At 60.5% G+C, this 22,321-nt stretch carries 19 protein-coding genes; 14 read left to right on the top strand and 5 right to left on the bottom strand.

Annotated elements, in window-relative coordinates; translation table 11 throughout:
* The 6 genes from BTE28158_RS33025 to BTE28158_RS31550 form a co-directional block, all read left to right on the top strand.
* Window positions 1-78: 4Fe-4S dicluster domain-containing protein (locus BTE28158_RS33025; RefSeq protein ID WP_148092509.1), on the top strand; the 78-nt coding region annotated here is incomplete at its 5' end.
* A gap of 697 nt (window positions 79-775) precedes the next feature.
* The gene (locus BTE28158_RS31570; RefSeq protein WP_124905933.1) at window positions 776-1,642 is read left to right on the top strand and encodes a branched-chain amino acid ABC transporter permease; all 867 of its coding nucleotides are present in this window, start codon (window positions 776-778) and stop codon (window positions 1,640-1,642) included.
* Between the two features lie 9 nt (window positions 1,643-1,651).
* A complete protein-coding gene (locus BTE28158_RS31565; protein WP_170296449.1) occupies window positions 1,652-2,644 on the top strand; it encodes a branched-chain amino acid ABC transporter permease in 993 nt (330 codons plus the stop codon).
* Window positions 2,641-3,408: an ABC transporter ATP-binding protein gene (locus tag BTE28158_RS31560; RefSeq protein ID WP_124905929.1), complete on the top strand. Its 768-nt coding sequence runs from the start codon at window positions 2,641-2,643 to the stop codon at window positions 3,406-3,408. The genes BTE28158_RS31565 and BTE28158_RS31560 overlap by 4 nt, the downstream gene beginning before the upstream one ends.
* Before the next feature lie 2 nt (window positions 3,409-3,410).
* Window positions 3,411-4,103 (top strand): ABC transporter ATP-binding protein, encoded by a 693-nt coding sequence (locus BTE28158_RS31555; RefSeq protein ID WP_124905927.1) that lies wholly within the window; start codon window positions 3,411-3,413, stop codon window positions 4,101-4,103.
* A gap of 31 nt (window positions 4,104-4,134) precedes the next feature.
* Window positions 4,135-5,157, top strand: coding sequence for an amidohydrolase family protein (locus BTE28158_RS31550; RefSeq protein WP_239007394.1), 1,023 nt, complete (start codon window positions 4,135-4,137; stop codon window positions 5,155-5,157).
* Between the two features lie 130 nt (window positions 5,158-5,287).
* Here the strand turns inward: BTE28158_RS31550 and BTE28158_RS31545 are convergent, their stop codons facing one another.
* Both BTE28158_RS31545 and BTE28158_RS31540 read right to left on the bottom strand, forming a co-directional pair.
* Window positions 5,288-6,052, bottom strand: coding sequence for an SDR family NAD(P)-dependent oxidoreductase (locus tag BTE28158_RS31545; RefSeq protein WP_124905923.1), 765 nt, complete (start codon window positions 6,050-6,052; stop codon window positions 5,288-5,290).
* Window positions 6,053-6,235: 183 nt separating this feature from the next.
* The gene (locus BTE28158_RS31540; protein ID WP_124905921.1) at window positions 6,236-7,435 is read right to left on the bottom strand and encodes an ABC transporter substrate-binding protein; all 1,200 of its coding nucleotides are present in this window, start codon (window positions 7,433-7,435) and stop codon (window positions 6,236-6,238) included.
* Between the two features lie 449 nt (window positions 7,436-7,884).
* On the opposite strand from BTE28158_RS31540, the gene BTE28158_RS31535 reads away from it, so the two are divergent.
* From BTE28158_RS31535 to BTE28158_RS31500, 8 genes are all read left to right on the top strand, one after another.
* Window positions 7,885-9,711 carry an NAD(P)-dependent oxidoreductase gene (locus BTE28158_RS31535; RefSeq protein WP_124905919.1) on the top strand — a complete coding sequence of 609 codons (1,827 nt, stop codon included), beginning with the start codon at window positions 7,885-7,887 and terminating at the stop codon, window positions 9,709-9,711.
* Between the two features lie 205 nt (window positions 9,712-9,916).
* On the top strand, window positions 9,917-11,104 hold the full coding sequence (locus BTE28158_RS31530; RefSeq protein WP_170296450.1) for an iron-containing alcohol dehydrogenase family protein: 1,188 nt from the start codon (window positions 9,917-9,919) through the stop codon (window positions 11,102-11,104).
* Window positions 11,105-11,135: 31 nt separating this feature from the next.
* Window positions 11,136-12,116: a Bug family tripartite tricarboxylate transporter substrate binding protein gene (locus tag BTE28158_RS31525; RefSeq protein WP_124905915.1), complete on the top strand. Its 981-nt coding sequence runs from the start codon at window positions 11,136-11,138 to the stop codon at window positions 12,114-12,116.
* A 98-nt stretch (window positions 12,117-12,214) separates the two neighbouring features.
* Window positions 12,215-13,195 (top strand): Bug family tripartite tricarboxylate transporter substrate binding protein, encoded by a 981-nt coding sequence (locus tag BTE28158_RS31520; RefSeq protein ID WP_124905913.1) that lies wholly within the window; start codon window positions 12,215-12,217, stop codon window positions 13,193-13,195.
* A 31-nt stretch (window positions 13,196-13,226) separates the two neighbouring features.
* Complete coding sequence (locus BTE28158_RS31515; protein WP_124905911.1) at window positions 13,227-14,621, top strand: MmgE/PrpD family protein; 1,395 nt, start codon at window positions 13,227-13,229, stop codon at window positions 14,619-14,621.
* Window positions 14,622-14,907: 286 nt separating this feature from the next.
* Complete coding sequence (locus BTE28158_RS31510) at window positions 14,908-16,626, top strand: sigma-54 interaction domain-containing protein (RefSeq protein ID WP_124905909.1); 1,719 nt, start codon at window positions 14,908-14,910, stop codon at window positions 16,624-16,626.
* 797 nt (window positions 16,627-17,423) lie between these two features.
* Window positions 17,424-18,842: an aldehyde dehydrogenase family protein gene (locus BTE28158_RS31505; protein ID WP_124905939.1), complete on the top strand. Its 1,419-nt coding sequence runs from the start codon at window positions 17,424-17,426 to the stop codon at window positions 18,840-18,842.
* Between the two features lie 94 nt (window positions 18,843-18,936).
* Window positions 18,937-20,031 carry an alpha/beta hydrolase gene (locus BTE28158_RS31500; RefSeq protein ID WP_244108031.1) on the top strand — a complete coding sequence of 365 codons (1,095 nt, stop codon included), beginning with the start codon at window positions 18,937-18,939 and terminating at the stop codon, window positions 20,029-20,031.
* Window positions 20,032-20,261: 230 nt separating this feature from the next.
* Here BTE28158_RS31500 and BTE28158_RS31495 read toward each other — a convergent pair whose 3' ends face one another.
* The 3 genes from BTE28158_RS31495 to BTE28158_RS31485 are packed head-to-tail and all read right to left on the bottom strand — an operon-like array spanning window position 20,262 to window position 22,214.
* The gene (locus BTE28158_RS31495) at window positions 20,262-20,966 is read right to left on the bottom strand and encodes a helix-turn-helix transcriptional regulator (protein WP_124905907.1); all 705 of its coding nucleotides are present in this window, start codon (window positions 20,964-20,966) and stop codon (window positions 20,262-20,264) included.
* Window positions 20,967-20,968: 2 nt separating this feature from the next.
* A complete protein-coding gene (locus tag BTE28158_RS31490) occupies window positions 20,969-21,901 on the bottom strand; it encodes an NAD(P)-dependent alcohol dehydrogenase (RefSeq protein ID WP_124905905.1) in 933 nt (310 codons plus the stop codon).
* Window positions 21,902-21,920: 19 nt separating this feature from the next.
* Window positions 21,921-22,214 (bottom strand): antibiotic biosynthesis monooxygenase family protein, encoded by a 294-nt coding sequence (locus tag BTE28158_RS31485; protein WP_151050238.1) that lies wholly within the window; start codon window positions 22,212-22,214, stop codon window positions 21,921-21,923.
* Window positions 22,215-22,321 lie beyond the last annotated feature (107 nt).

Genomic DNA, 22,321 nt, shown 5'->3' with positions numbered 1-22,321 from the left:
GACATCAAGGACCCGACGCAGAACATCGTGTGGGTCACGCCGGAAGGCGGTGGCGGGCCGAATTACCCGAACATGTAGCGCACCAACGAAACGAGAGCGGCCGTGACGCGAAATCGGCGATCCATGCCAGTTCGATACGGCTTCCGATGTGGAAGACACAGGCTGCTTCCGAGGGTATTCCCGATGGCCGGAGCCTTGTCTGGCGGGAGTCGCCGGAATGGACACCTGTCTTTTTCAAGGACACAGCTGCCGCGTTGTGTGCACTCGTCCCTTTCGCATCTCCGTCGACTTCGATGATCAATGAAGTCGCGTCTTGCCAGGTGCCTTCCGATCGGAGCCGCATGGACAAGGGGCTCCGGTTCTTTCGCTTCAAGATCACGTTCGCCCGGCGTTGGAGCCGTGCGGGTCGCCTGGAACACCGGCCCGATGCTGGCATGGGCATTGCATTATCCGTGCTACTTGACGTGCCGCCGGAGGGCTGCGGATTCAAGCACAGGGCCGATGCCACCGAGGTCGCGGACGGTTAGTCGTTCGCGCAGACAGCCGGCGGCATTCGAGGTCGAGCGATAGCAGTAAAAAAACAGGAGACAATCGATGCACCACCTTCCATTTTTCGAAACCGCACACCGCGACGCGCGGCGCGGGACAGATGACGTTCCCCATGCGCGGCAATCGGTGATCCGCCTTTCGATTGACTGAACGCCGTCCCGAACGTTGACGGCCGTTCGTTCGGCGCGTCCTCTATCCCAACGATCGAAAGAGAGGTATCAAAGTCATGGAAGGCTTGATTTCGGCTGGCGTCATCGGCCTGAGCCTGGGCACCCAGTATGCGTTGATCAGCATCGGGTTCACGCTCATATTCGGCATCATGGGCGTGGTGAACTTCGCTCATGGCGGTTTCTACATCCTCGGTGGTTACATCGCCTATTCGCTGTCCCAGTCCCTGGGCGTTCCGTTTGCGGCAGCGGTGCTGATCGCTGCGTTGGCCACGGGCGTGATCGGCTATCTGGTGGAGGTCGTGGTTGTGGAGAGGAATGTCTCCGACCATTTGGCGACGATGCTGATGACATTGGGCATCTATCAGATCATCACGACCGGCATGACGGCCGCCTATGGGGCCGAGCCGATGAATTTCCCGTTCCCGGTGACCGGCTCGCTGCGCGGTCCGGGTTTCTATATCCCTTACGCAAACCTGATCGTCTTCGGCGTGTGCGCGCTCGCGATCGGCAGCGTCTATTACCTCGTCTTCAGGACCCGATATGGTATCGCGCTGCGTGCGATGGCGGACGACAGTCCGGTTGCGCGCGCGCAGGGGATCCGGCCCGCACGCATGTTCCCGCTGGCGTTTGCCATTGCAACGGCACTGGCCGGGCTCACCGGCGCACTCGTCACGCCGATTCTTGCGTTGGAGCCTTCCAGCGGAGATGCCGTGCTCGGCAGGGCGTTCATCGTCGTCGTCATGGGCGGACTGGGCAGTGTCGGCGGTGCCACGATCTCCGCATTCGTCGTCGGCCTCGTGGAGGCTTACGCGAGTGTCTATCTTGGTGGTTCCCAAGGCGCGCTCGTGCTGTTCGTGATCGTAATGCTGATCCTCTTGGTTCGCCCGCAGGGGCTGTTCGGTACCGTTACACGCAAGGCCTGAATTATGAAAATGACCCATCGTCGCCGTGACTTCATGCTCGACATATCGGGCGTGATCGTACTGCTACTGCTTCTCATCGTACCCTTTGCGTCAACGGACCCGTTCATGTATTCGCTGGCCGGTCAGTCCGCCATCGGCGTGTGTGCCGCGCTGGGCATCTACATCATGCTGCGGCTTGGACTCCTGTCGTTCTCCGCGCCGTCTTTCATGGCGCTCGGTGGCTATGCCGCCGCCATCGCGGCGAATGCCGGTACGACGAACCTCGTTCTGCTCATGCTGATCAGCGCGATCGTGCCGGCGCTCGTGGCGCTGCCGCTCGGGGCGTTGGTGCTCCGACTCAAAGGCGTGTACTTCATTTTCATTACGTTCGTCTTCAACGAAATACTTCAGATCGTCATCTTCCAAACGCCGACATTGACGGGCGGCGCGAACGGGATCACGGGTGTCCCGCCCGCATTGCTGTTCGGGATGGGGGCCACGTCGCCGGCGACGGTCGTCGTCGTCACAGTTGCCATTTGCATCGTCTCCGCGTTGTTTACGCTTGGCATGACGCACGTTCTCCGGCCCGAGTTCTCGTCGATCGAGGAGAACGAGACGCTCGCGGAGAGCCTTGGCGTTGCGCCGTGGAAATATCGCACCATCGGCTTCATTACCTCGGCCGCCGTGTCCGGACTGGCGGGTTTCGCACTCGTCAACATGCTCTCGACCGCCCATCCGAGCTCGTTCACCACTTGGTCCGTGAACAGCTACATCGCGTATGTCTTCGTCGGGGGCCGCGGATCGTTGCTGGGTGTCGTGGTGGGTAGCCTGCTGCTCATCACGATGAACGATGTTTTCAGCAGCTACGCTCAATTGTCGTCCGGATTGTTCGGGCTGCTGCTCGTCATCGTGATGATGATTGCGCCCGGCGGCATCGTGGGAACGCTGACGACCGTGTTTGACAAGATGAGGGTGCGCCATCGCGGCGTGCTGCAACCGCGTATCGAGGATCGTCGAGCATGAGTTCGCCTATTGATATTTCAAAACAAAGCAACCGAGCGCCAGTACCGGCGACATTGCAAGTCGAAGCGATCACCAAGCGATTCGGCGGCCTGCGCGTATTCGAAGGCATTTCATTCGAAGTGTCGGCGGGCGACGTGCTTGGCGTGATCGGCCCGAACGGCGCAGGCAAGACTACGCTGATCAATGTCATGAGCGGAATGCTGCCGCCGACGTCGGGGCGCATTTTGCTGGGTGGGCAGGTCATCTCCGGGATGCGGTTCTACAACGTGGCACGTCTTGGCGTCGCGCGCAGCTTCCAGCAGACCAACACGTTCAAGAGCGCGACGGTCGAAGAGAATCTGTTTCGTGCCCAGCGCTTCAGCACCTCCCATTCGAATGCGGATCTCGGCATCGAAGGTTTGCTGGACGAGTTCGGTCTTGCACAGCACCTTTACGACCCGAGCGACAAGTTGCCGTACGGACTCCAGAAAATGCTGGGCCTGGTGATGGTGCTCGCTTCGAGACCCCGATTTTTGCTTCTGGACGAGCCGGCCGCAGGGCTGGAGGCCCGGGAGCGGCCGCAGGTGGACCGCTTCATCGAGCATGCGCGCAGCGTGCTGGGCTGCGGCGTCCTGATCGTGGAGCACGACATGGATATGGTCAAGCGACTGTGCCCGCGCATTGTCGTGCTCGAGGCGGGGCGGCTTCTCGCCGAGGGAGCACCGGGCGATGTGCTTTCCCGCCGTGATGTAATCGAGGCCTATCTGGGCGTGAGTGAGGATTGAAAATGCTGAGCATCGAGAAGCTGGTCGTTCGTTATGGCGGCATCGTGGCCCTCCGGGAAGTGTCGATCGACGTGAACGAGGGCGAAACGGTCCTGTTGGTCGGCGCGAATGGCGCGGGCAAGTCGAGCCTGATCAATGCCGTAGTCGGTCTGGTTCCCGCGGTATCCGGTCAGATCCGCTTTGCAGGGAAGGACCTGGTTGGTGTCTCGTGCCCCGGTCGCGCCCGTCTCGGCATCGGCTATTCGCCGGAGGGGCGCCGGATATTCCGCTCGCTGAGCGTGAGGGAAAACGTCCTGGCGGGCACGCTCGGTATTTCGAAGATGCAGGCGCAAGCGAACCTCGAGTGGATGGAGCGGACTTTTCCGTTGCTCGCCGAGCGCGCAGACCAACCGGCCAACCAACTGAGCGGCGGGCAGCAGCAGGTCGTCGCGCTGGCCCGAGCGGCAAGCACGCTGCCCAAACTGCTGCTTCTGGACGAACCGTTCCTCGGACTGGCACCCGTATGGATCGAGCGCATCAGCGAGTCGATTCGGGAGCTGCAGCGTCGCGGCACCACGATTCTGATGACCGAACAAATGGCACGTCCCGCGCTCAAGCTTGTCGACCGCGCGTACGTAATGCGTGGCGGCGAGGTGCGGCGCAGCGGCACGGTCGACGAGATTCGGGATGTCGCGCTCGCGGAGGAATATCTTTGAATTCGAATTCACATCAAGACAAGGTGATGCAATGACGAACATGTTTCCGTACCCGCAACTGAAGGCCGGTCGCGATGAGCCTATCATCGATCCCGACCTGCCGATCATCGATTCAGCTCACCATCTCTTTGACAGACCGGCATTGCGCTACATGTTCGAGGATTACCTGGCGGACGTGAACGCGGGACATCGGATCGTCGCGTCCATCTATGTGGAAACGCTTGCCTTCGCACGCAAGGATGGCCCGGAAGTGCTGCGGCCGCTCGGCGAGGTCGAGTTCGCGAACGGGGTTGCGGCGATGAGCGCCAGCGGCGCCTATGGCGATTGCCGCGTCTGCGCGGCGATCGTGGGGAACGCGGACCTGCGATTCGGGTCGGCAGTGGCCGAATTGCTCGAACGGTCGCTTGAAGCCGCGCCGGAGCGATTCCGGGGCGTTCGGCAGATCACGATCGAGGATCCGAGCGATGCGCCTTTTCGCTATGTCACGAACCGGCCGGCGCCTGGAATCATGAAATCCCCGGGATTTCGCGCCGGCTTCCAGGAGGTGGCAGCACGCGGCCTGACGTTCGATGCGGCAGTGTTCCATCATCAGATGGCCGACGTTTGCGAGCTTGCCGATATGTTTCCCGATACGATCATCGTCCTCAATCACTTGGGCCAGGCGATGAGCATGGACATGGACGCCGACGGCCGTGCCGGCGTGTTCGCGCAGTGGCGATCGGCCGTACGCGAGGTGGCACGCCGCCAAAACGTGCTGTGCAAGATCGGCGGCCTGGGATTGCCGTTTTGGGGGTTCGGTTTCGAGAAACGCGCGGAGCCGGTCGGCTATCTGGAACTCGCCGATGCGTGGAGGCCCTATGTCGAGACCGTCATCGATGCTTTCGGCGTCGAGCGCTGCATGATGGAAAGCAATTATCCGCCCGATGGTCGATCCTGCGGATTCGTGCCGATGTGGAACGCGCTGAAGCATATCGTCCGGGGCGCATCGCCTCGAGAAAAGGCGGCGCTTTTTCACGATACCGCGGCCCGCGTTTACCGCGTCGACCTTTCCTGAACCGGGCGTCGTGCGCCGGGGGGGCGCGAGCAATTTGCTCGACGCGCCGCATGTCCCCGGCGAGAAGATCGGCGAGAAGATCCACAGTTCAGCCTGCCGTCCGCGCATCGTGGACGGCAGGCGCGATATCTCAGTGAGATGGAATGCCCGCCGTGGAGCCGCCGTCCACGGGCATGACGATACCCGTGACGAAGCTGGCGTCATCCGACAGCAGAAACGCGATGGCGGCGGCAACCTCTTCAGGCTCTCCCTCGCGGCCGATCGGATGCGCCGCGCGAATGCGCTTTTCGTTTTCCGGATCCTCGAACATCACGGCTGTCATCGGGGTGCGAATCATCCCCGGCGCTACGGCGTTCACGCGGATACCGTAAGAGGCAAGTTCGAGTGCCATGGTATGCGTGATGCCCGAGACGCCGAACTTCGACGCGGAGTATGCGAGGCGGTTCGGTACGCCGCGTATTCCCGCCCCCGACGAAACGTTGACGATTGCGGCGGGTGTTTTCGCTTCCGTTGCGACGCGTGCAAATGCCTGGCAGACGTTGAATGTTCCATCGAGATTCACTGACAGGACTCGACGCCACGCGTCCGGATCAAAATCCAGCACATTGCCCACGCCGCGGATGCCGGCGGAGTTCACGAGCCCGTGAAGCGGGCCGAATCGTCGAGCGGCGTCGGCCACGATGGCGTTGACGTCGTCGCGATTCGATACGTCCATCGCGACGGCGTGGATACGGCTAGTCGGGCCGAATTCCGAGGCGACCTTGTCGACATCGCCCTTGCGTACGTCTGCTGCGACAACCAATGCGCCCTCGTCGAACAGACGTCGGACACACGCCGCGCCAATCCCGCTGCCGGCTCCTGTTACAAGGATCGTCTTTCCTTCAAAACGCTTCATGTCACCTTTTCCTTTTCATATCGAAGCCACCATGTGCGGTCGGGCAACGCGGTCGAGGCGCACGGATTCCGGATGTGGTCTCGTTGCTCCGCGATGCCGTGGCGACCGAGAGATTCGCCGAAAGTCGCGCGGAAGCGTGGACTCCCCATACGACCTTCGGCGATGAACCGCGCTATCCGAGGTTCACGGCGTCGCAGGTTCCGACGCAATGGCGATGCGTCGATCCTTTTGCCTTTTACCGTTCGCGATCACGCCCATCCCAATCGGGAAGGCGAGCTGCTGATTGACACCGTATTGCGCCTTGCCGCGCCAGCCGCCTTTGCCGAGGTAGCGGGATTCCGGCGTCGTCTCTCGCAACGCGGCCGCGATCTTTTCGCCATCTTGATCGGTTCCGGCTCGCGAGATCGCGCGCAGAAGATGCTCCGCGGCGAGTGCGGACGGATAGAACAGCGTGTTGTCCGGCACCTTCGACTTCGTCACGCGTTCGTAGTCGGCATTCAGACGCTGTATGCCGGGGTCGTCCAGCGGAGCGAGTTCGAGCCAGTAGAACGCCTTTTGGGCTGAAATGTCTCCCACGGTGTTCAGCACCACCTCCGCGCCGCTACCGAGGTCACCGAACGCACCCGTGTATCCAGCGCCAAGCATTTGCTTGACGAGGATGCCGGCTTCACCCGGCGGCATCGGTCCGAATTCCACCGACTCGGGGCTCATGCTCATCAGGCGGGCCACGATAGGCGCGAAGTTCGTGGTGCCGCGTTGATAGAATTCGAGCGTCGCCTTGGCACCGGCCTTTTCGTACTCCTGGACCAGTGCTTTGCCTGCATCGGTGCCGCCCTGATCGTTCGGTGCAACAACGATCACCTTGTTGAATTTGAACTCGTCCCTTGCGGCTTTCACGACATAGGCACCCCAGACTTGCGGCGTGAGTGATACCGCGAAGGCGAGCGGATATTGCGTGTTGATGACATCCTTCGCGTACGAGTGCGCGAAATTCACGATGCCGTACCGCTTCGCGATGGGCTTGAATCCCGCCAGCTCGACCGACGGAACCGGGCCCACAGCCGCATGAACGCCCTGGCTCGCGAAATAGTTGGCTGCGGCCGCTCCACCGGCAGCGGTCGCTTGCGAGTCGTAACTCGTCGGCACCACCTTGCACTTGCGGTTGCCGACTTGCAGGCCACCATTGGCATTGGTATAAGCGGCCTCGAACTCGACGGCCGCTTTCTCGGCGAGGCCCTGCGACGATCCACCGCCGCTCATCGGGCCGAGCACGCCGATCTTGACTTCGCACGATTGTGCTGCCGCCGGCGTGCAAACCGCCCAGGATGCGGCGAGCGTCGCTACGCAGGCCGCCGCTTTGGCAGTGTTCCAATGTTTCGCCATCAAAGTCTCCTTCTGGTAGTTATCAATGGGTGCAAGTCCGTAAAGGGCGCTACCTCATCCGAACACCCGAATCGCCCCGAAATACCTAGCGCTGGGCGCGAAAAAGATTGGCTTCGTGATTCGACCGAAAACGGATAGCCGTTTTTCGGCCCGGCGATAACCGATCTGGCAGTGATGAAGCAATTGCGATGCCAACGGGCGCCGGATGTGCTGCCGATCTGAGGAGAAGCGTCGCATGAAGGCACGCCCGGAGTCATTCGACCGTCGCTGATGCGGACAACTGTGTTTTCCGACGACATGCGCGAGCGATAGCTATGTTCCGGCGATCGCGCTATCGCCGTGGGGGCGTATGGGGTGGCGCCCAACAAAGCTGGTACGGAACCTGCAATCGATTCGCGGCTGAGCGGAATGAAACCGCGACGCGGCATATTTTGGAAAAGGGGCTGTATATGAAAGTCGGGTATATCGGTTTGGGCGCGATGGGGGCGCCGTTGGCGCAAAGACTCATCGGCACGTACGACCTGTGCGTCTGGGATATCAATACTGCCGCTGTAGCCGAGTTCGAGAAGCTCGGTGCGGGCGTAGCATCATCCGCAGCCGAGCTGGCGCATCGCTGCGACGTCCTGATGCTGTGTCTGCCGCGCACGGAGAACGTGCGGCAGGTGATCTTCGGCGCACAAGGGCTGGCGCAAGGGTTGACGCCGGGAAAGATCATCATCGATCAGACGAGCGGTGTGCCGGAGCAAACCCGGGACATCGCACGCCAGTTGGAGGCAAAGGGTGTCGCGATGATCGACGCGCCGGTGGCGGGCGGTCTGGCCGCCGCTCGCGCGGGCAAGGTGACCATCATGGTCTCCGGTCCCGACAGTGCCTATCAGACAGTATCGCCGATCCTGCATGCAATCAGTTCGAACGTCTTCCGATGCGGGGAACGGGTCGGCGACGGGCAGGCAATCAAGCTGGTCAACAACGTGATGAACGCGGCATGCCGCCTGGCGACGCTGGAAATCGTCGCGATGGGAAGAAAGTCGGGACTGCCGCTCGCGACCTTGACTGACTTGCTCAACAAGAGCACTGCACGGAACCGCATCACGGAGACCATGTTGCCGGCCATTGTCGAAGGCAGGGCCGCGACCAACTTCGCGCTTCCCCTGATGGTGAAGGACGTTCGTCAAGCGATCGAACTCGGCATGGATGCCGGCGCGCCGATGCCTGTGTCGAGCATCGCGCTCGGCTTGCTGCAGACCGGCGTCAATACGCTGGGGCAGGATGCCCGGCTCGAGGATGTCGTCAAGCTGATCGAGTCGATGGCGGGCACGCGGCTGCGTGATGATGCGATGTCGCTGCCGGCAGCGACGGCAGCGACGGCAGCGATGGCGGGGCGGGACGAGCTGACGGTCGGCTATGTCGGACTTGGCGCCATGGGCGCGGCGCTGGTGCGGCGCCTGATGAAGTTTCGAAAGGTGCAGGTGTTCGATGTGCGGCCCGATATCGTCCGCGATCTCGAAGCCGACGGCGCAGTCGCGGCGTCGGATTTGCCCTCGCTGGCACGCGACTGCGACGTCATCATGATTTGCGTGCCCGACTCGACAGTCGTCCGAGAGGTTCTGTTCGGAAAGGGGGGGTTGAGGGAAGGCCTCGCCGCAGGCAAGATCGTCATCGATCAGACGACGGGTGATCCGTCCGCCACGCGCCTCATGGCAGAGGAACTCAAGGCGCTGGGCGTGGCGCTAGTGGACGCACCCGTTTCAGGCGGTCCGAGCGGCGCGCACGCAGGTACCGTGGCGATCATGTGCAGCGGGGCGCAGGACATGTGCGCACGCGTTCGGCCGCTTCTCGAATCCATCAGCCCGAACGTGGTGTATTGCGGTGACACCGGATATGGGCATATCGCCAAACTGGTCAAGAACGCATTGGGTGCGTGCAATCGGCTGATCGCGTATGAAGCCGTGGCGATGGGTATCAAAAACGGCCTGAAACTCCGGGACATGGAGAAAGTGATCAACAGCGGTTCAGGGTGGAGCGCTACGTTCGAGCGTGTCGTTCCTGTCCTCGCGGCGGGCGGCCGGTCGGCAACCCTGCGTCTGGAACTCATGGTGAAGGACCTTCGGCTTGCATGTGAGACCGCCATGAATTGCGGTGCGCCGATGTTGATTGCGAATGCGGTCCGTAATGCGGTCGAGGCCGGAGCGAACGAGCTCGGGGGAGACGCCAATATCGACGAACTGGCCAGGCTGTTCGAAGCGCGGGCGGGGATCACGTTTGCCGCTGCATGAGCGGGCCATTCTGCACGCACCGGTGCGGCAGCGATGAAGGCGCGGCGAGCGGCACGTGTCGCCGCGGTGGACACGAATTGGGCAGGCCGTCGCCGGCGTGGACAGTTTGTCGGCGCCCGTAGACTGCGACGTTGCTGCGGCAAGCATGGCACGTCAATTGCAAGTTGATGGGCAACCTCGTTCCACGCGTTTGCGCATACAGACAATGAACCAGACCTCTCGATCGATCTCCTTTCAACACATTGCCCCGGAATTGCGACTGTACTGCGGTGAGGAAAGTCTCGCTGCCTTGGCGAGGGAGATGAAGCGCAGTGGGTGTCAGCGTGCAGTGATCGTCAGCGGTCGGTCAGTCGGCTCGTCCAATGCGATGCAGCAGTTGCGCGATGTGCTCGGCCCCTTGCTGGTCGGCGAATCTCCGACGGTTCGGCCGAATAGTCCCGTGCACGCCGTGGAAGAAGCGGCGCGTGCGCTGAGCGCACTGGACGCAGACGCCGTGATCGCGGTGGGCGGTGGGTCGGCCGCCGTCACGGCGCGTGCGGCAAGCATCCTGCTCGCGGAGAAGCGGCCTGCGCACGAGCTTTGCACCCGTAGGCTCCCGGACGGAGCGTTCGATAGTCCTCGGCTTGCCGCTCCCAAGCTCGCGCAATTCGTTGTGCCGACCACACCCAGTACGGCGTTCGTCAAGGCGGGAAGCGCCGTGCACGACGACGAGACGGGACAGCGGCTTGCCTTGTTCGATCCGAAGACGCGGGCCAAGGCAATCTTCCTTCACCCAGGGTTTCTTGGCACCGCACCGGCGGCGCTCGTCGAGGGTGCGACGCTCAACACGCTTTCCACTGCAGTCGAGGCGCTGGAGTCGCCGCGCTGCGACCTCGTGTCGGAGGCGATGTTGACGCAAGCGCTACGACTTGTCGCGCGCAACATCGACCGCATGTCGCCCGAAGATGTCGCGGCTCGGGAACGTTTGGCGATCGCCGCCGTTCTTTGCGGCCGGGGTACCGAGCAGTCGGGCGGCGGGCTTTCGTCGGTACTCGCACATGCAATCGGTCATCGAAGCGACGTGTCGAACGGGATCATCAACGCAATCGTGCTGCCGCACACGATGGGTTTCAATAGCTCGGCAACGCACTATACGGTCGGGCGTATTGCCGAAAGCCTATGGATTCCGCTGGCTACCGATTCGGCACAGATGTACGCGATGTCGGCCGTCGAGACCCTTGAGCGCCTGCTTGCGAAAGTGGACATTCCCCGGAGACTTCGCGACATCGGCGTGGCCCGGGAGGCTCTCGATCCGATCGCGGAAGCGGCGATGCAGGACTGGTTCATCAAGCGTAGCCCCCGTGAGGTGACGAACGTCGCCGATGTGCGGGGGATCCTCGACGCAGCGTGGTAGGCAATAACAATCTCGGAGACGGAGGCTTCTCGTGAAGCACGCTTCTTTTGACTGTCGATTCGCGGCGTGCGCCTTCGTGGTGGTCAGTGCAACCACCGCTTCGGCAACCGACGCGTTTCCGGTCAAGCCGGTGCATATCGTGGTGGCGATGGCGCCTGGAGGCATGGTCGATACGGTCACGCGTTTGCTGGCGCCAAAGCTGGGGCAGAGCCTGGGGCAGCCGGTGATTATCGAGAATCGCGGCGGCGCAGGCGGCTTGGTCGGCATTCGCTATGTGAAGGACGCGCCACCGGATGGATACACGCTGCTGGCCACTTCGGCGGATACGCTCGGCCTCCAGTCAGCAGTCAAGCGTGATCCGGGCTTCGTTCTCCGCAGGGACTTTGCGGGAGTGGGGCCGATGGTCGAATCGCCGCTTTTGCTCAACGTCGGCACCGGCCAGCCCTTCAAGACGTTCGGTGAACTGACCGCTTACGCGAAGGCGAACCCGGACAAGCTGACCTACGGATCCGGCGGCGTGGGCAGTGCGACTCACTTTGCGACGGCCGCATTTCTGCAGCGGACCGCTCTGAAGATGATGCACGTTCCGTTCAAAGGTAACGGGGAAGCGCTGCCTGAAGTAATGAGTGGACGCATCTCCGTCATCTTCGACGCGCCAGTCAGCAGTTCCCCCTATCTGAAGGCAGGGAAGCTGAGAGCGCTGGCGGTGACATCCCCGAAGCGCCTCGCTGCCCTTCCGGACGTGCCGACGGTCGCCGAGGCCGGTTATCCCGACTACAGCTACGTTGTGTATCAAGGGCTGATGGCGCCGGCCGGAACGCCGCCGGCCGTCGTTCAACGCCTGTCGGCGGCGTTGCAGGCGGCGCTGTCGGACAAGGTGCTGGCGGACCGCCTTCGAAGCTACGGGCTCGAGCCGGTGGCCATGTCGCCCACGGCGTTCACGAATCTTCTTTTGAAAAACGAAGCTGGGAAAGCAAGGCTAGCCGCATATGTAGGTATGCCGAAGCAGTAGCCGGCGGATCGGCAAGTAGGTGACGAACGCCGTCGACGTGCGAGGGATCCTCGACGCGGCGTAGCAGGAAATCAAGGACTTGGAGAAAGGATCCTCTTATGAAAAAAGCATTGTTTTGCCGCAGACTGGCGGCGGGCGCATTCGTCCTGTTCAGCGCGGCGGCCGCTTCGGCGTCCGACCCGTTTCCCACCAAGCCGGTGCATATTGTGGTCGCGACGGCGCCGGGCGGCCTGGCAGACACCGTCACCCGCTTGCTGGCGCCAAAGCTGGGACAGAGCCTGGGACAGCCGGTGATTATCGAGAATCGTGGCGGCGGAGGCGGCTTGGTCGGCATCCGCTATGTGAAGGATGCGCCGCCGGATGGATACACGCTGCTGGCCACGTCGGCGGATACGCTCGGCCTCCAGTCAGCAGTCAAGCGTGATCCGGGCTTCGTTCTCCGCAAGGACTTCACGGGAGTGGGGCCGTCGGTCGCATCACCGCTTCTGATCGAAGTTGGCGCCAGCCAGCCCTTCAAGACGTTCGGCGAACTGACCGCTTACGCGAAGGCGAACCCGGACAAGCTGTCCTACGGATCCGCAGGTGTTGGCAGTACGACTCACCTTGCGACGGCTGCGTTCCTCCAGCAGAGCGCCTTGAAGATGATGCACGTTCCATTCAAAGGTAACGGGGAGGCGCTGCCTGAAGTAATGAGTGGACGCATTTCCGTCATCTTCGACGCGCTGATCAGCAGTTCTCCGTATCTGAAGGCAGGAAAGATGAGGGCGCTGGCGGTGACATCCCCGAAGCGCCTCGCTGCCCTTCCGGACGTGCCGACGGTCGCCGAGGCCGGTTATCCCAACTATAGCTACGTTCTGTATCAAGGGCTGATGGCGCCGGCCGGAACGCCGCCGGCCATCGTTCAACGCCTGTCGACGGCGTTGCAGGCGGCGCTGTCGGACAAGGCGTTGGCGGACCGCCTTCGGAGCTACGGGCTCGAGCCGGTGACGATGTCGCCACGAGAGTTCACGGATCTCCTGTTGAAAAATGAAGCCGAGAAAACAAAGCTGGCCGCCTATGTGGGCATGCCGAAGCAGTGATTTGCATAATGAAATTTGGAGGAGTTGATTCATGACGTCATATACGCGTCAATTGGCAGATTTTGCAGCAGGACTCAAACTGGCCGACGTTCCCGAGGATGTGCGCAATCGCGCGAAGCTGATCATGCTCGATGGTTTCGGATGCGGGTTGTTCGGCGCAAATCTCGAGTGGACCCGAATCCTGGCCGGCGTCGTCGGCAAGCTCGAACCCGATGGCGGCCGAGCCTCGGTGTGGGGGAGGGGAGAAACGGCATCTGCGGTGAATGCGGCGCTGCTCAACGGCACGATGATTCAAGGTTATGAGCTGGACGACGCGAATCCCGCTTCCATTCACAGCTGCGCCGCCGTGCTGCCGGCGGCGCTCGCGGCGGCCGAATTGGTCGGCACCGAAAACGTCGATGGCGAAACCCTCCTGACTGCCATCATCGCAGGCTTCGAAGTCGGCCCTCGCGTGGGCCTGTGCATGAACGGCAACAAGATGCTGGTGCGGGGCTGGCATACGCCCGGCATCTTCGGACCATTTCCGGCGGCGGTCGCGGCCGGCATCGTCCTCGGGCTCGACGGCGAGCAGATCTACCATGCGTTTGGCATTGCGGGTGCCCAGGCGTCCGGCATCATGGCCGCCCAGTTCGGCTCGATGGTGAAGCGGATGCTGTCGGCGAAGGCCGCGCAAAGTGGCCTGTATTCGGCATTACTCGCTGCGGACGGGTTTACCGGCATCGAGGACGTGTTCGAGGAAACCTATGGCGGATATTGCACCACCTTCACCCAGACCGCCGACCAATTCGACTTGTCGGCGCTGACCAGCGAGCTCGGCACGCGCTGGGAAACGATGCGAATTTCGATCAAGAGGCACGCTGCAGTCGGCACGAATCTGTCCGCATTGGACGCGATTGAGGAGCTCATGGAGGAAACGGGCGTAACCGCGACCGACGTCGAGCGAATTACCGTGCGAATGACCGAGGATGCGGTCCGCCATTCATTCTGGACCCCCTACATCCCCAACGGTCTGACGGCGGCCCAGATGCATCTCGGCTTCTGCGTCGGCATGAAGCTGATTGACGGTGAGGTATTCGTCGATCAGATGATCGAGGAAAACGTTGACCGTCCGGATCTCGTCGAATTCGCGAAGCGTGTCGATGTGGTGCGAAGCGAAGCGCGCGAGCAAAAGGGCAGAGCGTTTGCGCGAGGTGCCGATGTCGAGATTCTGCTGACCAGCGGAAAGAAATTGAGCAAGACCGTCGACAACTTTCTCGGAAGTTACCAGCGTCCGATGAGTGATGAACAGATGGCGGCCAAGTTTCGCCGCCTCGCGTCGAAAGCGCTCCCGGCGGATCAGGTGGACCGCCTTGAGGCCGCTGTGCGGGTGCTCGAACATGCCGGCACGACGACAGATTTGATTCGTCTGCTGCAGTTGCCGCAATGACATATCGAGCGCGGCGCGTCCAGTGACAAGCGCCCAGGCAGAGGAAAGTGGACCGATACGTATGAGGATTAAGTGATTCTCCTCACGGGCGCGGTTCCGTGGGTGACGAAGCGGTAGTGTGGGCGCTTGCCACGGTGATGCCGAACGATTGATGAGTCGGATCGACAAGTGCTGTCGATTCGACCCACTAATCATTGACTCTCGTGGTGATAGGCTGTGTCCGCGGTGAGGACAGATCCAAAAAAAGGCGATTCAATAATCGCCACGGAGACATAGGGATAACACCATGGAGACACTCGATTTGGCCAGGCCTGGCGTTGCGGCGGCCTCGCTACGTGGCGTATTGATTCTGTCGGCAGCCGGAACAGAGCTGATAGCGACCGGCATCGTCGAGCAGCGCGAAATGGCGACGAGAATCATCGCAGGATGGCACGAAGCAAGGCGTCGCCAGCAACGCCTTTTCTCGGTTGAAGGTCCCGATTCTTCGCCGGTTGTGGTTATCGTTCTACCTGCCACGGACGCGACGATACTCGTTGCTTTGCTCCGAGATGGGCGCGATGCGCTATTCGAATTCGTCGGCTCAGTCGATTTCGCGAGCGACATCCTTAGTCATTTTCTGACGAATCCATTCGAAGCGCTGACCGTTGTAGATCGCGACGGGGTGCTGCGGTATATCAGCCCCGTCCATGAGCGCTTCTTTGGAATGAAGTCAGGGAGCTCGGTTGGCCGCCACGTATCCGAAGTAATCGAAAATACCAGGCTCGATCAGGTAGCATCGTCTGGTAAAGCGGAAATTGGTGCAATTCAGGAGATGAGAGGTGTGACGCGAGTCGTCACGCGGCATCCGATCAGGAATGCCCGCGGGGAGACGGTGGGCGCGATTGGTCAAGTGATGTTCAAGGGACCAGAGCAATTGCAGACGTTCTCGACCGAGTTGACGAAATTGAAGTCGGAAGTGGCGTACTACAAGCGGGAGCTGAAGGATCTCAAGAATCGTAGCTACGGCCTGGACCAGATTGTTGGGGAAAGTCAGGCGATGCAGCGCCTCAAGCAGCAAATCGTGAAGGTCGCGCCGCTCGACGTTCCGGTTCTGCTGACGGGAGAAAGTGGAACGGGCAAGGAGTTGGCGGCGCACGCGATTCACAAGCTGAGCGCCAGGCGCGACGGCAATCTAGTCATGGTGAACGCCGCGGCGTTACCGTCGACACTGGTCGAGAGTGAGCTGTTCGGTTACGAGGGCGGATCATTCACGGGCGCTGAACGCAAAGGCCGACGTGGCAAGATAGAGCAGGCAGATGCCGGGAGCCTGTTCTTCGACGAGGTCGGAGACATGCCGGCCGACGTGCAGGTGAAGCTGTTGCGTGTGTTGCAGGACGGATCGTTCCAGCGCGTCGGCGGAACCGAAGCACGAAACTCCAATTTTCGTTTGATCAGTGCGAGCAACCGCAACTTCGAAGCGATGATCGCCGACGGGACGTTCCGGCTCGATTTATTCTATCGAATCGGTGCGGTCGTCATTCGGCTACCGGCGCTTCGCGAGCGACTCGATGATATCCCGCTACTTGCGGATCTGGCGCTTAACCAGTTTGCGGAACGGCACGGGCAGCGGCCGAAGCGGCTGTCGGACCATGCGTTGGCCTATCTTCAGGCACATTCATGGCCGGGTAACGTGCGACAGCTGATGCATACGGTCGAACGGGCTGCCATTTTTAGCGATACAGACATCATTGACGCAATCGACTTCGGCGCGATCGATCTGTCAGATGCGGGTCCTCAAGTGACCGTGACGGCTCCGGTGTTCCCGGATCAGCCGTCGCATCCGCCTTCGCTGGGCCATTCGGACACGATGCGCGTGAGCAGCGCAGTGGAACAGGTCGAGGCGCAGCTAATTCGGAAGGCGATGACGCAATTCGGCGGAAACAAGAAGCGAGTGGCTTCGAGCCTTGGAATCTCGCGGTCCTATCTCTACAAACGTCTCGCTCAGATGGGGCTGACCACGTCTTGACAGGCCATATCAGGCCGGCTGGATAACGTAGCCGTTTGACTGGTGATGATGCGAAGCCTCTCTAGTTTGCTCGATGGCATATTGATTGCGAGACTGCCGACGGAGTGGCTTTCACGACCTTGGCAATCGCGGAAATATCGGGAGACGACATGCACATCGAGTCGAGAGGCGAAAAACTCGGCCTCGTCGGGCTAGAAACGATCGGCGCCCGGGGGCCTAGAAACTTCTGAAAAATAGGCATCCACTGGCGGTGTGTGACACCGATCGAGATACTCGCGCCCGGCGCGAAGGTCGAATCTTGATTCCAATCAAATGGCCGAGGTCATCAGTAATAGCGTCGGATTTCGGTATTCGAATCGGCGCATCGTTGCACGCGAATTAGACGGTACCCGTATGGATGTCACGTATAAGGCACCGTACTGCTGCCCACGTTTGGCCACGTCGGTCAAGACTCCGATTCCCACGGCAGATGCCGTATTGCGGGGCTATCGGAAGGCGGGGCCGCCGGAGTCGGAAACGAGCATGTCGTCGCTATTGTGAAGATCCGCGAGCACGTCACCGGTATGCCGGTTTTCTTGGGGTCTGATTTTGGTGGCGCAGCAGGCGACGTGATACGGACGCCGGTTGCGATCAATGATCGTCATGTTTTTGTTGAAGACAATCGTGCTTACCCTGCGGTCAATCGATCCGAGGTCATTGAATTTTCGACGCGGCGGAGCCGCGGAATGCCATGGGTCGGTCTGATGGCACATGTCTTGCATGGTGGTTTGCATACTTCAACCGTTAAACCCGAGACAATGCGAAAATTCGAGCAGTTCTACATTGATGGTGAGTGGGTCGATCCCGTCGAGTCGCGTCCGTTTGACCTCGTCAACCCGGCGACGGAGGAGACCTTCGGCGTCGTGGCGTTGGGAAGTGCCGCGGACGTGGATCGAGCGGTGCAGGCTGCCAAGCGTGCGCTACCGGCCTTTAGTACCGCGTCGAAGCAGGAGCGGATCGAACTCCTCGATAACATCGTCGCGGTCTACTTGCGTCGCGAAGACGACATCATGGCGGCCCTCACGGAGGAGATGGGTACACCATGTTCGTTGAAACAACATACGGCCTCCGGTCTTGCCGCGCTTCGGCAGGCAATCGAGACGCTCAAGGGTTACGAATTCGAGAGTTGGCTGGGCGTCAGCATCATTCGTCGTGAAGCGATTGGCGTGGCCGGACTCATTACCCCCTGGAACTGGCCAAACCAGCTCATTTGCAACAAGCTCGCGTCGGCCTTCGCAGCAGGCTGCCCGGTCGTGCTGAAACCGTCTGAATTCACGCCCGTGAGCGCGTTGATCCTGGCCGAAATTCTTCACGAGGCAGGAGTGCCCAACGGGGTATTCAATCTTGTGAACGGCGACGGCCCAACCGTCGGCAACGCGATCAGCGCGCACGAGGATATTGGCATCGTGTCGTTTACCGGCTCGACCCGTGCCGGGATTCTCGTGGCCGAGGCGGCTGCGCCGTCGGTAAAGCGTGTCGCGCAGGAACTCGGTGGAAAGTCGGCGAACATTGTGCTGCCGGATGCCGATTTGCGGGCGGCCGCGGTATATAACGCGACACGTGGCTTTTCGAACAGCGGGCAGTCTTGCCATTCTCCGACGCGCCTTCTCGTGCATCAGGATCAGCTCGAAGAAGTGCTCGGCTATCTTCGCGAAGCCGTCGCTGACATGTGTATCGGAGACCCGAAAAACCCCGCAACGACACACGGTCCGGTGGTCAATCGCGCACAGTTCGATCGGATTCAGCACTACATCAATGTGGGCCTCGAGGAAGGCGCGCGTCTGGTTTGCGGGGGCCCTGGCCGTCCGGACGGGTTGGACCGCGGATTCTTCGTTCGTCCTACGATTTTTGCCGATGTCGCTCCCGATATGACGATTGCTCGTGAGGAAATCTTCGGGATGGTCACTTCGGTCCTGACGTACAGAACGGTAGAACAAGCGGTCGAGATCGCAAACGATACCGAATATGGACTTGGTGCATACGTCTTCACCAAAGATCGCGAAAAAGGACTGAACGTCTGTCGCAAATTGAACGCTGGTCGCGTTTTCTTCAACGGCGCGCCCGCGAATACTGTCGCCCCGATGGGGGGGTATCGGAAATCGGGTAACGGTCGTGAAATGGGCATATTCGGGATGGAGGAATATCTCGAAACGAAGGCCATGATCGGTTTCGCCTGATTGTCCGTCGCGGCGCCTTAGCGGTGCAATGTGTTGCAAAAGCTGGGGCGCGAGTTGATGAAGCGCGGTTCTCGGATTCCAGGAGAATACGCCGGTGGCGAGCTTCAGTTCCCTGATTCAGCAGGTTGATAGGAGAAAACCCGTGGCGCTAGGTAGTCGCTTATTGTTCCTGTTTGCCCTGACCTTGTTGATGCCGGGTCCCGCGAGCGCCTACGAGAGTGGGCTGGATCGAGCTAATCGCGCGATCCCTGTTCCCATTACGGTCAGCCCTGAAATTCAAACGATAATCGCGGCGGGACCACCTCCATTTTGGGACGACCATCCGAAGACACGGGCGGAATGGAAACGCTGGGTTGGCAAGTTGGCAGGCGCAACCGACGAACGCTTGGCGGATCTAATCTTGAAGATGGATGTAACGGTTCAACCGGAAAAGATCGCAGGGGTCAACGTTTTTAAAGTCTCGCCAAACATTGTATCGGAACGCAATCAGAACAGACTTTTGCTCAACCTCCACGGAGGCGGATACGTATTGAATCCCGGTAGAGCAGGGCTATACGAGGCCATCCTGATGGCTGGCTTTGTACACGCCAAAGTGTTGGCTATTGATTACCGCATGCCACCCGACCATCCCTATCCGGCAGCCTTGGATGATGCGATTGCGGTCTATAAGGAGGTCATAAAAGGCACGGATCCCAAAAGAATTGCGGTATTTGGCGATTCAGCCGGCGGCGCCTTGACGCTGGCTTTGGTACTCCGCGCCAAAGCGGAAGGACTGCCTGTTCCCGGGGCCATCGCGCCGGGCACGCCGTGGTCCGATCTCACCGAGACTGGCGACACGTACTTTACCAATAGAGGTATTGACAATGTGCTCGTCCGTTACAGCGGATGGCTTGGCGATGCGGCGGCGCTGTATGCGAACGGGCACGATCCAAAGGATCCGATGCTTTCCCCCGTTTATGGTGATTTTCACGGTTTCCCTCCTGCGATACTCACGACTGGATCGCGGGATCTGTTTCTAAGCAACACCTTGAGAGTTCATCGCAAGATGCGAGATTCCGGCGTGACGGCAGATCTGATCGTTTTCGAAGGTTTGTCTCACTTTCAGTATCTCCTTTCTCCCGATGCACCGGAGACCAAGGCGCACTTTACGGATCTGAGTGTGTTCTTCGACAAGTATCTGCATCCCTAACGACATTGCAGGCGCGTCCAACCGGTTCGATACGTTCAGCTAACGCGGCCAATGAATCTCCACGCGTGCCATGTTGCCCGTTGCATGGGCGGTTTCCTGTGAGGCAAGGTTGTTTTTGGATCGAACAGATTTTGGCGATAGCAGCGAGGTGCCGGGTGAAGCGGATGGGACTGAATGAACCTGGGGTCCACTACACAAACGGCAGTCCGACTGGACACAACTCCAACTCGTTAGCAAACGGTTCCTTGACTATTGCATGGACGCATCTCCTGGGTGCGCCATTCCTTGACTAACTGCCGGCGGTCGCGAGTGTAGCGTTCAACTAGAACTTCCGCGGTAGCAATGTCATCCAGACCGATCACGCGGAATCGGCTGTCCAGCTCGCACCAGGCGGCGATAAACCGCTTGCCGTCTATCAAACCCACCATGATCGGCCAGACCACTTGTTCGTCAGTGGGTGCATGTTCGATCGACAGGGTGATGCGCAACTTGCGCTGTTCGCGAAGTGCCCGGCGGATGTCGCTCAAGTCGAGTGGCGCCTGGCTCTTCAGCGGGTGACCCACATAGACCGTATCGTCCTGGAGTGCGGCTCGCATGTCAGCGGGCAAAACAGCGTCGATCTTGGCCAATGCATTCGTCACAGCAAGGGCAAGCGCATCGTCCGTTTGGTGGCTGACCCACTGTGCTCCGATAACCAGCGCCTGGATTTCTTCCGCGGTGAACGAGAGTGGTGGCAGAAGGAATCCTGGTCGCAAGATGTAGCCGACACCCGGCTCTCCATCGATATCGGCGCCCATGTTCTGCAGCGTCGCGACGTCGCGACGGATGGTGCGTAGCGACACACCGAGTTCCAGCGCAAGCGCTTTTCCCGACACTGTTCTTCGGTGTCGTCGAAGCGCTTGCATCAGATCGAACAGTCGATGACTTCTGGCCATGCTTACTCCATCGCCACGACGCCCTTTCCGCCGAGCCTACGGCCTTTTTCCAGTTCGCTAATCAGCTGGATGGCACCGTTCAGGGAAACGATTTCTCCAATGGGAATTTTGAATCTGTTTTCCCGAGCGGCACTCGCCAGCTTTTCCAGAATCTCCGCTCGCGGCGAACCGATGATGAGCTTGAGCCGTCGATCGAAAATCGCCCGAATAAGCTTGGCCGAGCCTGGATCAAGATCCAGGAACACGCCGCCCCGGCGCAGCATGGCTAGGCCGTCCGATACCGTCATGGTGGCCGCGGTATCGTAAACTACATCGAAGCGTGTAGTGATTTTCGATAGATCGGTCGTCCGGTAATCGTAGACGTGCTGCACCCCCAGTGATGTCGCACGCTCCATGTCTCGGGCACTACAGCTGCCAGAGACGACGGCACCGAACAGTTGGGCGATCTGCACGGCCGCTTCACCGACCGCTCCCGCACAGCCATTGATGAAGACGTGCTGGCCGGTTCGCAGTTTCGCTTTGTCGATCAGCCCGTTCCATGCCGTGACACCGGGGGTGCCGAGGCACGCCGCGGCCTCGAACGAAATGTTCTCAGGCTTGGTCGCTAGAAAGTTTTCCTTCGTCACGACTGCTTCCCCATGCGCGCCGCTTTCCTTGAAGCGGGCGAGTCCAAATACCGCGTCGCCTGCTTTGTGGCGCGTCACACCGGGACCGACGTTGATGACCGTCCCCGAAAAATCCATGCCCATGGCGCGGGGAAAAGCCTTGCCAGTAACAATCTTCATCTGTCCATTGCGCAACTTCCAGTCGATCGGATTGATCGCGGCAAACTTTACCTGCACGGCCACTTCGCCTTTGCCGGGCGCAGCCAATTGGAAATCCTCCACGCGCATGAGTTCCGGACCGCCATAGCGACTATATTGGATGCGTTTCATATGTGTTGTCACCATAGCGTCAAGCCGTGCACCGGTCCGGAACCGCGACCTTGGCGAAGCGGGGTGGGCGGGCCACGACGGATGCCGGGCGTGCCGTGAGCCTTTGCTGGAACTCGGGCGTTCTGAAGGCATTGCGCGATGCGGCCACGCTATCAAAGACGGCACAGTTGAGGTAGGTCGGGTTCTCGCCGATCGCGTGATGCAACCGCGTCGAGATGCAGCTTGGGTGGCGCTTTATGGATGGCGAATCGGCGGCCCATGCCGCAAGAAACGCGGCCTCGTCTTTCGGAGCCATCGTCAGGAGATTGACCATGACGATGGCTCCGGAGTCGATATCTACTAGTCTTACTGTGTCAATAAATTCATGCCATTATAGAAACTTCTTCATCCACGGCGTGAGGAATGATGCACTGGGAAACG

The sequence above is a fragment of the Burkholderia diffusa genome, assembly GCF_902499115.1.
Classification (GTDB): domain Bacteria; phylum Pseudomonadota; class Gammaproteobacteria; order Burkholderiales; family Burkholderiaceae; genus Burkholderia; species Burkholderia diffusa.
The sequence above is the reverse complement of the archived record's forward strand: the minus strand, read 5'-3'. Positions and strand labels throughout refer to the sequence as shown.